We start from the raw sequence: 9,029 nt of genomic DNA on the forward strand, positions 1-9,029 counted from the left end.
TCTGCACAAACGGCCGATGGGCCCCTGACCAGCTCGGTCAGAGGCCCATCGTTGCTGTGGCGGGTAGAGGATTCGAACCTCTGTAGCTTTCGCGACGGATTTACAGTCCGCTCCCATTGGCCGCTCGGGCAACCCGCCCCACACCGTCGTAACGGTGCGGGCAGAACAATACATAACACCTTCGGGAGCCCCCAAATCGGGGTCCCCCAGTAGCATCGACGCAGGCTGTGACCCCGAGTTCGATGAGGAGTGAAGTCGTGGCGGACCCGTCGTTCGACGTGGTGAGCAAGGTGGACCGGCAGGAGGTCGACAACGCGCTCAACCAGGCGGCCAAGGAGCTGAGCACGCGCTTCGACTTCCGCGGGACCAACACCACCGTGGCCTGGGCCGGTGAGGAGGCGATCACCTTCACCTCCGAGACCGAGGAGCGCTGCAAGGCGGCGATCGACGTCTTCCAGGAGAAGCTGGTCAAGCGCAACATCTCGATGAAGGCGTTCGAGGTGGGCGAGCCCGCGGTGTCCGGGAAGGTGTTCAAGGTCACGGGAAACCTCGTGCAGGGCATCTCGTCGGAGAAGGCCAAGGAGATCGCCAAGAAGATCCGCGACGAGGCGCCCAAGGGCGTGCAGGCGCAGATCCAGGGTGACCAGCTGCGGGTGTCCGGCAAGAAGAAGGACCACCTGCAGGAGGTCATCGCCCTGCTGAAGGGTTCGGACTTCGGCATCGCCCTGCAGTTCACCAACTACCGGTGAAGGGCATCGTCCTCGCCGGTGGCAGCGGGACCCGCCTGCACCCGATCACGCAGGCGGTCTCCAAGCAGCTGCTGCCGGTCTACGACAAGCCGATGATCTACTACCCGCTGTCGGTGCTGATGCTGGCCGGCATCCGGGAGGTCCTGATCATCTCCACGCCGACGGACTTACCGCTGTTCCGGCGGCTGCTCGGCGACGGGTCCCAGTGGGGCATGAGCTTCTCCTACGCCGAGCAGGCCGCGCCGAACGGGCTCGCGGAGGCGTTCATCATCGGCGCGGACTTCGTCGGGGACGACGACGTGGCGCTGGTGCTGGGCGACAACATCTTCTACGGCCAGGGGTTCTCGTCGACGCTGCAGCACCACGCGTCCTCTTTGGACGGCTGCGTGCTGTTCGGGTATCAGGTGAAGGACCCCGAGCGGTACGGCGTGGGCGAGGTCGACGCGACCGGCAGGCTGTTGTCGATCGAGGAGAAGCCGGCGCAGCCGAAGTCGAACCGGGCGATCACCGGGCTCTACTTCTACGACAACGGTGTGGTGGACATCTCCCGCAACCTCAAGCCGTCGCCGCGCGGCGAGCTGGAGATCACCGACGTCAACCTCGCCTACCTGCGCGAGGGACGTGCGCAGCTGGTGGACCTGAGCCGCGGGTTCGCGTGGCTCGACACCGGCACGCACGACTCGTTGCTCGAAGCGGGGCAGTTCGTGCAGGTGCTGGAGCACCGGACCGGCGTGCGCATCGCGTGTCCTGAGGAGATCGCGCTGCGCATGGGCTTCATCTCCGCCGACGAGTGCTACGCGCTCGGCGAGAAGCTCGGCAAGTCCGGGTACGGCGAGTACCTCATGGCCGTGGCACGGGCCGGGCGTTAGCGCCTGGCCATCTCCTCGAGCCTGCGGATGCGGTCGGCGATCGGCGGGTGGGTCGAGAACCACCTCGCGAACTGCTCTCCCGAGCGGAACGGGTTCGCGATCATCAGGTGGCTCTGCGACACCACCTCCGGCTCCGGTGCGAGCGGTGCCGCCCGCGTCCCCAGCTCGATCTTGCGCAGCGCGCTCGCCAGTGCCAGCGGGTCGCCGGTGAGCTCGGCACCGGACTGGTCGGCCTGGAACTCGCGCGAACGGCTCACGGCCAGGCGCACGACGGTGGCCGCGACCGGGCCGAGCAACGCGATCAGCAGCAGGCCCAGCGGGCCGGGGCCGTCGTCGTCATCGCCGCCGCCGAAGATCCCGGCGAGCAGTGCCAGGTTCGCGAGCGTGGTGATCACGGCGGCCAGCGCGCCGGCCACGCAGCTGATCAGGATGTCGCGGTTGTAGACGTGGGCGAGCTCGTGGCCGAGCACGGCGCGCAGCTCGCGTTCGTCGAGCAGGTCCAGGATGCCCGTGGTGCAGCACACGGCGGCGTTGCGCGGGTTGCGGCCCGTCGCGAACGCGTTCGGTGCGATGGTCGGGCTCAGGTAGAGCCTCGGCATGGGCTGGCGCGCCTTCTGCGACAGCTCCCGCACGATCGCGTAGAGCGCGGGCTGCTCGACCTGGGACACGGGGATCGCCCGCATCGCGCGCAGGGCGAGCTTGTCGGAGTTGAAGTACGCGTAGGCGTTCACGCCCAAGGCCAACACCAGGCCGATGACCAGTGCCGTCCGGCCGAACAGCCCGCTGATCACGATGATCAGCGCGCTCATCACGCCGAGCAGCACGGCCGTCTTCAACCCGTTGAAGTGCTTGTGCACGGTTCCGCCTCCGGGTTTTACGTCCTACCTCTCAACGAACCAGGCCTGCGTCCGGTTCCGGTCGCCGTTTCCGGCGCGGCCTCCGCGGCCGGGTCGAGCGGTGGTGGCGGCGGCACCTTCTCGACCCACGTGGCCAGCACGTCCCGTTCGTGGACCAGCTCGGCCACGGCACCGTCGCCCTCGATCGAGCCCGTTCCCGGGTAGCCGAACTCCGGTGCCCAGTGCAGGGCGTCGAACGGGCAGACCTCGACGCAGATGCCGCAGTACAGACATTGGCCGTAGTCGATCGCGAACCGGTCGAGCACGTTGCGGCTGCGCGGCCGGGCGCTGCCGGGCTGCTGTTCGACCTCGGTGTGCGACGTGATGTGGATGCACCAGTCTGGGCACTCGCGCGCGCAGATCATGCAGACCGTGCAGTTGGCCTCCAACAGCGCGATGACGCCCCTGGTGCGCGGCGGAAGGCTGGTCACTGGGTCTCCTCCTCACGGCGCGGGCCCCAGGACGGGTCCGGCACTCCGGGCGGTGCGGTGCGGCGGCGGCTCGGGGCGCTGGTGTTGTCCTCGCCCGGTTCGAGCCTGCCCGGCCAGGGCCGCACGACGCGGGAGGCCAGCACGAAGTCCTTGCGCAACGGGTGGCCCTGGAAGCTGTCGGGCAGCAGCAGGTGCTCGGGCTCGTCGTCGTCGACGGCGATGCCGAACATCTCGGCCGCCTCGCGTTCGTGCCACCGCGCGCCCTTCCACAGGTGGGCGACGCCGGGCAGCCGATCGGACGCGCCGAGCTCGGTGCGCAGCATCACGCCTTCACGCGTCCGCGGGTCGATGACGTGCAGGAAGACCGCGTGCCGCTGCCCGGCCGAGCCGGGTCGGCCCGCGTCCTCGACGCCGAGCCAGTCGAACATCACGTGCCCGTCGTCGTGCAGTCGCGTGGCGACGTCCAGCCAGTCGGCGAGCTCGACGTGGTGGACGGTCTGGCCGAAGGCGGTCTTCTGCGTGGCGGTCATGCGTTCACCAGGCCGTGCAGGGCCTTGAGCCCTTCGAGCAACGCCTCCGGCCGCGGTGGGCAGCCCGGCACGGCGACGTGGACCGGCAGCGCCTGGTCGATGCCCTTGGTGACGCAGTAGGAGTCCCAGTACGGGCCGCCGGTGTTGCTGCAGGCGCCCACGGAGATGACGTAGCGAGGTTCGGGCATGGCCTCGAAACTGCGGATCACAGCGGGCAACATGGCGTCCGTGACGGTGCCGGAGACGACGAGAACGTGTGCCTCGCCCGCGCCGGCGACCGGCGTGACGCCGAGGTCGGGAAGGCGGTCGAGAGCAGCCATCACTTCGACTCCGCAGCAGGCGAGCCCGAGTTCGAGGACGGTGACCCGGTAGGTGGTGCCCCAGTTCAGGACGACATCGTCCGGGCGAGCGGAAACGGTCACAACCAGCGAGGGTAATACTTGGGGGCCCACCAGCTTGCGCCTGGCGGACCCCCACCCCCCAATGATTCCCCCCGGAATCGGCTCCCACGCGTGGTCGCCGCAGATAGCTTTGTACACCGCACGATATGTGTCCAGCGATTTGCGAACAGGATCTGCAGATAATTTCCCGGCGAAATGCGGTCAAGTTCAGTCCAACTGATCGGTAGAACATCAGAGAGGGTTCCGATGTCCGGCTCGTCCCAGTTGGTGCTCCCCACCAGCACCTCACTGCACCGTCTGCTGAACATGCCGGGCGCTCTACTGGATACCACGCTGGACCAGCTCAGGACCCTGTTGACGGTGCACGAGACCCGATCGGCGCTGCGGGCGGCACGGGCGCTGGGACGCGAGCAGTCGAGCGTGCAGAAGCAGCTGGACACGTTGAACAGGAACTTCCAGCAGCTGTGCGGCGAAGCGCTCGTGGTGAAGCAGGGACGCGGAAAGGACGTGCTGTTCACGCAGACCGGTGAGTCGCTCGTCGAATTGGCTCGGGACACGCTCGCGGAGTGGCTCGACGGAATTCACGAGTGCCGCCGCAAGCTCGGCACGACCGTGACCGTCGGCACCACGCGATACATGCTGGATACGCTCGCGAAGGCGTGGCACCACGTCGCCGACGAGTTCCGCGAGCGCGACGTGGACCTCAAGGTCGTGCACATCCGCACCAAGGACATCTGGACGAAGCTGGAGACGCGCGAGGTCGACGTGGTGTGCGGCAGCGTCGTGACACGGGCGGGTGCCGGCTGGGAACGCCCCGAGTTCGACGTGATCGAGTGGCGGCGCGGTGGCCTCGCGCTGCTGACGAACCTGCCGGAGACGGTCGTCGGCGACCGCGTCCGGGTGCCTCAGCTCCGGTCGGTGCCGCTGGTGGTGCCGGGCGCCGGCCTGATCGCTGAGTTCCTGCGCGGGTGGTTCGGGCCGGACTACCGTCAGGGGCTCGACATCGCGGCCGAGATCGACGAGATCCAGTACGGCATCTCGCTGCTGCGCTCGAATCTCGTACAGGGGGCCATGATCGTGACGTCTGGGCTGGGCGTGGTCGCGTCCAACAACGAGCTGAGGGAAGGCGGCGGTCTCCGCGTCGTCGAGCTCTCGGACGACTCGCTGGAGCGGCTCGTGGGGGTCTTCGCTCGAACGGACGAGCTGTCGAAGCACCCGGCAGACCACCCGCTGAACCTGCTGTGGTCGGCCTTCCGGTCGGAGGCGCCGGCACCGTGACCAGCATCGTGAAACGTCTGGCGCTGGTGGTGCTGCTGGTCCTGGCGAGCTGCGTGCCCGCGACCGTGACCCGGTCGGTGCACCCACCGTTCGGGACGCCGACCGGCACGGGCGAGGTGACGACGTTCCCCGACTGGCAGCTGCGGTCCTCGTCGGACGTGCCGGTGGGCGGCGACGTCGTGTCGCGACCGGAGTACGACGACCGCGGCTGGACGACCGTCCCCCGCAGGTCCACGGTGATGGGTGGTCTCCTGGCCGCCGGGCAGTACCCGGACATCCACTACTCGACGAACATGCGCGACAAGGTGGACGCGGCGCGGTTCGCGGTGCCGTGGTGGTACCGCAGGACGTTCCTGGCCGAAGCTCGTGCCGACTCGCACACGTTCCTGCGGCTGCCGGGCGGCATCATCCCGAGCGCGGAGATCTGGCTGAACGGCACCAAGATCGCCGGTCCGGACGTCGTCGCGGGCGCGTACCCGGCGCACGACTTCGAGGTGCAGCTGCGCCCCGGGAAGAACGCGCTGGCCATCAAGGTCTTCCCCGCGGTCAGCGACAAGTACCTCTCGATCGAGTTCCTCGACTGGACCCAGCCGCCACCGGACATGAGCATGGGCGTGTGGCGTGACGTGCAGCTCGTGCGCACCGGTCCGGTCTCGCTGCACAACGCGCGTGTGATCACTTCGTTGGACGTGCCGTCGCTGGAGACCGCGGACCTGACGATCAAGGCGGAACTCACCAACCACACCTCCTCGGACGTCGAGGTGCTGGTCAGGGGCTCGGCCGACGGGCCGTTCGAGGAAACCGTGAAGGTTCCGGCCATGGGCACCACCACCGTGGAGACCAAACAGCACATGGAACGTCCGCGTGTGTGGTGGCCGTACGCGATGGGCGATCAGCCGTTGTACCGGCTGGACCTGGACGCCGTCGTCGGCGGACGTTCGTCGGACCGGGCGGCGACCGACTTCGGCATCAAACACGTCCGGTCGTCGCTGAACTCCGACGGCGCGCTGGCGTTCGAGATCAACGGCAGGCCGTTCCACGTGCGCGGCGCCGGCTGGGTGCCGGACCTGTTCCTGCGCGACGACCGGCAACGCATGCGCGACCAGCTCTCCTACGTGCGCGACCTCGGCCTGAACACGCTGCGGCTCGAGGGCAAGGGCGAGCAGAACGAGTTCTACGAGCTGGCCGACCGCCTGGGCATCGTGCTGATGCCGGGCTGGGAGTGCTGCACGAGGTGGCAGCACAACGACACGTGGACGCAGGAGGAGTTCGCGGTGGCACGTGCGTCGGCGGTCACCGAAGGCTTCCGGCTGCAGAACCACCCGTCGGTGCTCAGCTTCTACGTGGGCAGCGACGAGGCGCCGCGGCCGGAGGTCGAACGGACGTACCTGGAGGCGTTCGCGTCGACCGACTGGTCGCTACCGCTGCTTCCGGCGATCGCGCCGAAGGCGAGCGAGCGGCTCGGCCCGTCCGGCAACAAGGGAGCCGGGCCGTACTGGTTCGTGCCGCCGAACTACTTCTACGGCGACGTGGGTGGCGGCGCGTTCGGGTTCGAGGGCGAGAACGGCCCCGGCCCGGCGATTCCCGAGCTGGCGGCGCTGAAGTCGTTCCTGAGCGACGCCGAGCTGGAGGCGCTGTGGCGCGACGCCGACTCCGTGCAGTACCACCTGTCGGTTTCGGAGACGTTCAGCCGCCTCGGGGACTTCTGGCACGCCCTCGCCAACCGCTACGGCAAGCCGTCGTCGCTGGAGGACTTCGTCCGCAAGGCGCAGTTGATGAACTACGAGGTCAACCGCGCCCAGTTCGAGGCGCACGGACGCAACGCGCTGCGTCCGACGAATCCCTCGACCGGTGACATCTACTGGATGCTGGACAACGCGCAGCCGGAGCTCTACTGGCACCTGTTCGACTACTCGATGACGCCCAGTGGCGGGTACTTCGGCGCACGCGAGGGCATGCGTCCTCAGCACGTGCAGTACTCCTACGACGACAACACGGTGTGGGCGCTCGGCGCGGTGGAGGGCATGAACGTGCAGACCACCGTGTTCGAACTGGACGGCACCGTGCACTCGGACTCGTCCGTGACCGCGTCGGGGCCCGGTGCGGTCGACAAGGTCGAGTTGGGCACGTCCCGCACCTACCTGGTGCGTCTGCTGCTGCGTGACGCGTCGGGGAAGGTCGTCGACCGCAACGTCTACTGGCTCTCCACCTCTCCGGACGTGACCAAGATCCCCACCCCTGAGAACTGGGACCACCTGCCGCAGACCGCCTTCGCGGACTTCACCGGTCTGATGTCGCTGCCGCACGAGAAGCTGTCCGTGTCGTCCACCGTGTCGGGTACACGCGCAGACGTCACCCTCACGAACAACGGCGACTCCGTGGCGCTCTTCACCAGGGTGAGCATCCACAAGGGGGCGGGCGGCCCGGAGATCGCTCCTGCGCTGTGGACCGACAACTACGTGACGCTGTGGCCAGGTGAAACGGTGACGGTCTCCGCGACGTACCGGGAAGAGCTGCTCGGCGGGGCCACCCCCACCGTCGAGGTCAGCTGAAACGAGAACGCCCCGGCTGTGCAGCCGGGGCGTTCTCCGTCCTTCACTTCTTCGCGGGTGTCATGGCGTCGTGCTCAGGCCTCCGCTGTTCGACTTTGGGACGTTGCTGGGCTTTGGCCATCTTGGCCAGCCAGCTCGTCGCCTCAGAGCGGATCTTCGCCAGCTCGTCGTCGCGTGCCTGTTGCTCGTTCATCGGCCACTCCCTGCGTTCGGGAAATCGCTTCGATGGGAGCACTACCGGGCGTGCGCCCGCTAGGGCCGCCATGCTTGTGGGTGAACCTGTTTGACAGCATCGCCCGCCGATGGGTTCCACGCACCCCGGCACGGCGAAACTGGCCTCTTTAGTACCCCCGGTACCCGCCACCCAGGCTGATGCTGACCAACCCGGGGTGGTTGTTGAAGCCGCCGTAGCGGGCGTAGGTGTAGCGCACGCCCGCGATGATGTTGTCGACCGGCGCCATGATGTTGTCGTATCCGGGGAGCTTGTACGCGCGGAACGTCGGGTCGATGACCTGCATGAGGCCCTTGGACGGCGTGCCGCGCATCGCGTTGGAGTCCCAGTTGTTGACGGCGTTGGGGTTGCCGTTCGACTCCTGCATGATGATCGTGTAGATCGCGGTGACGCTGCTGTTGTCGATGTTCGTGCCGTTGGCCTGCAGGACCTTGATGGCGTCCTTGATCCAGCCCTCGACCTCGCGCTGCTTGGCGGGCTTGCGCAGCTCGGCCTGACGCTCGGCCTCGGCCTTCGCCGCCGCCTCGCGCTGGGCGTGCGCGTCCGCGGCGAGCTTGGTGGCCTGCTCGAAGGTCTGCTGCGCGTACATCTGCTGGAACTGCAGCAGGCGGCCGACCTCACCACCGGGGTTGACGTCGTGGATGGTCTGGATCGTCTTGGTCTGCGTGTCCGGAATCGCCCCGAGCTCGGCACCCGCAGCGAGTTCGCTGGAGGAACCGCTCGTGGCGGCGTTGGCGATGGCGGCGGTGCCGGCGGCGACACCTGCTGCGACGACGATGGCGCTCACGCGGTGAGCGAGCGGGACCTTGTCGTCCTCGGCGCGATGCGCGCCGGCCTTCACTTCTGCTTTGGGCACGACCGTGTACACGGTTCGGCCGGCGGCCTTGCTGTGCCGGGCCAAGGGGGAGCCTCCTGCGTCGGGGAGCTTGGTCTCCGGCTAACCCGGCGGGGGATTCCAGGCGGACGTTCAGTTGCGCGTGCTGCGGTTCCTGTGTCCTGCCGGTGACCAAACCGTTATCGGCGGGCGAGAACGTAACCTCGCGTCACGAGCGCAGGCAAGCTTGAGCGCCCGTTGGGTGACTCTCGTCACG

General features: G+C 68.0%; 10 protein-coding genes and 1 tRNA gene. 4 read left to right on the top strand and 7 right to left on the bottom strand.

The window, feature by feature from the left end:
• Positions 1–57: 57 nt before the first annotated feature.
• Positions 58–138 (bottom strand) — tRNA-Tyr (locus ACWEIJ_RS03250).
• A gap of 119 nt (positions 139–257) precedes the next feature.
• Here ACWEIJ_RS03250 and ACWEIJ_RS03255 point away from each other — a divergent pair.
• Both ACWEIJ_RS03255 and rfbA read left to right on the top strand, forming a co-directional pair.
• Complete coding sequence (locus ACWEIJ_RS03255) at positions 258–749, top strand: YajQ family cyclic di-GMP-binding protein (protein WP_355434975.1); 492 nt, start codon at positions 258–260, stop codon at positions 747–749.
• Positions 746–1,618, top strand: a complete 873-nt coding sequence (rfbA, locus tag ACWEIJ_RS03260; protein ID WP_449835536.1) for a glucose-1-phosphate thymidylyltransferase RfbA — start codon at positions 746–748, stop codon at positions 1,616–1,618. Before ACWEIJ_RS03255 ends, rfbA begins: the two co-directional genes overlap by 4 nt.
• Here rfbA and htpX read toward each other — a convergent pair.
• The 4 genes from htpX to ACWEIJ_RS03280 are packed head-to-tail and all read right to left on the bottom strand — an operon-like array spanning position 1,615 to position 3,897.
• On the bottom strand, positions 1,615–2,475 hold the full coding sequence (gene htpX / locus ACWEIJ_RS03265; RefSeq protein WP_449835537.1) for a zinc metalloprotease HtpX: 861 nt from the start codon (positions 2,473–2,475) through the stop codon (positions 1,615–1,617). The two genes, rfbA and htpX, sit on opposite strands and share 4 nt — an antisense overlap.
• A gap of 17 nt (positions 2,476–2,492) precedes the next feature.
• Entirely contained in the window at positions 2,493–2,945 is a 453-nt protein-coding gene (locus ACWEIJ_RS03270) for a 4Fe-4S binding protein (RefSeq protein ID WP_355434908.1), read from the bottom strand.
• Positions 2,942–3,475 (bottom strand): NADH-quinone oxidoreductase subunit C, encoded by a 534-nt coding sequence (locus ACWEIJ_RS03275; protein WP_449835538.1) that lies wholly within the window; start codon positions 3,473–3,475, stop codon positions 2,942–2,944. Before ACWEIJ_RS03275 ends, ACWEIJ_RS03270 begins: the two co-directional genes overlap by 4 nt.
• Positions 3,472–3,897 carry an NADH-quinone oxidoreductase subunit B gene (locus tag ACWEIJ_RS03280; RefSeq protein ID WP_449835539.1) on the bottom strand — a complete coding sequence of 142 codons (426 nt, stop codon included), beginning with the start codon at positions 3,895–3,897 and terminating at the stop codon, positions 3,472–3,474. The genes ACWEIJ_RS03275 and ACWEIJ_RS03280 overlap by 4 nt, the downstream gene beginning before the upstream one ends.
• A gap of 225 nt (positions 3,898–4,122) precedes the next feature.
• Between ACWEIJ_RS03280 and ACWEIJ_RS03285 the strand changes: the two genes are divergently transcribed.
• Complete coding sequence (locus ACWEIJ_RS03285) at positions 4,123–5,154, top strand: LysR family transcriptional regulator (protein WP_449835540.1); 1,032 nt, start codon at positions 4,123–4,125, stop codon at positions 5,152–5,154.
• Positions 5,151–7,706 (top strand): glycosyl hydrolase 2 galactose-binding domain-containing protein, encoded by a 2,556-nt coding sequence (locus tag ACWEIJ_RS03290; RefSeq protein WP_449835541.1) that lies wholly within the window; start codon positions 5,151–5,153, stop codon positions 7,704–7,706. The genes ACWEIJ_RS03285 and ACWEIJ_RS03290 overlap by 4 nt, the downstream gene beginning before the upstream one ends.
• Before the next feature lie 43 nt (positions 7,707–7,749).
• On the opposite strand, the gene ACWEIJ_RS03295 is transcribed toward ACWEIJ_RS03290, so the two are convergent.
• Together ACWEIJ_RS03295 and ACWEIJ_RS03300 are read right to left on the bottom strand one after the other, a co-directional pair.
• Positions 7,750–7,899, bottom strand: coding sequence for a hypothetical protein (locus ACWEIJ_RS03295; protein ID WP_158102858.1), 150 nt, complete (start codon positions 7,897–7,899; stop codon positions 7,750–7,752).
• Between the two features lie 148 nt (positions 7,900–8,047).
• Complete coding sequence (locus tag ACWEIJ_RS03300) at positions 8,048–8,794, bottom strand: transglycosylase SLT domain-containing protein (RefSeq protein WP_449835542.1); 747 nt, start codon at positions 8,792–8,794, stop codon at positions 8,048–8,050.
• Between the last annotated feature and the right edge of the window lie 235 nt (positions 8,795–9,029).

The organism is Lentzea sp. NPDC004789 (genome assembly GCF_053601075.1).

Coding starts and splice junctions, on each gene's coding strand:
- ACWEIJ_RS03285 (WP_449835540.1), top strand. CDS start 4,123: ATGTCCGGCTCGTCCCAGTTGGTGCTCCCCACCAGCACCTCACTGCAC.
- ACWEIJ_RS03295 (WP_158102858.1), bottom strand. CDS start 7,899: ATGAACGAGCAACAGGCACGCGACGACGAGCTGGCGAAGATCCGCTCT.
- ACWEIJ_RS03275 (WP_449835538.1), bottom strand. CDS start 3,475: ATGACCGCCACGCAGAAGACCGCCTTCGGCCAGACCGTCCACCACGTC.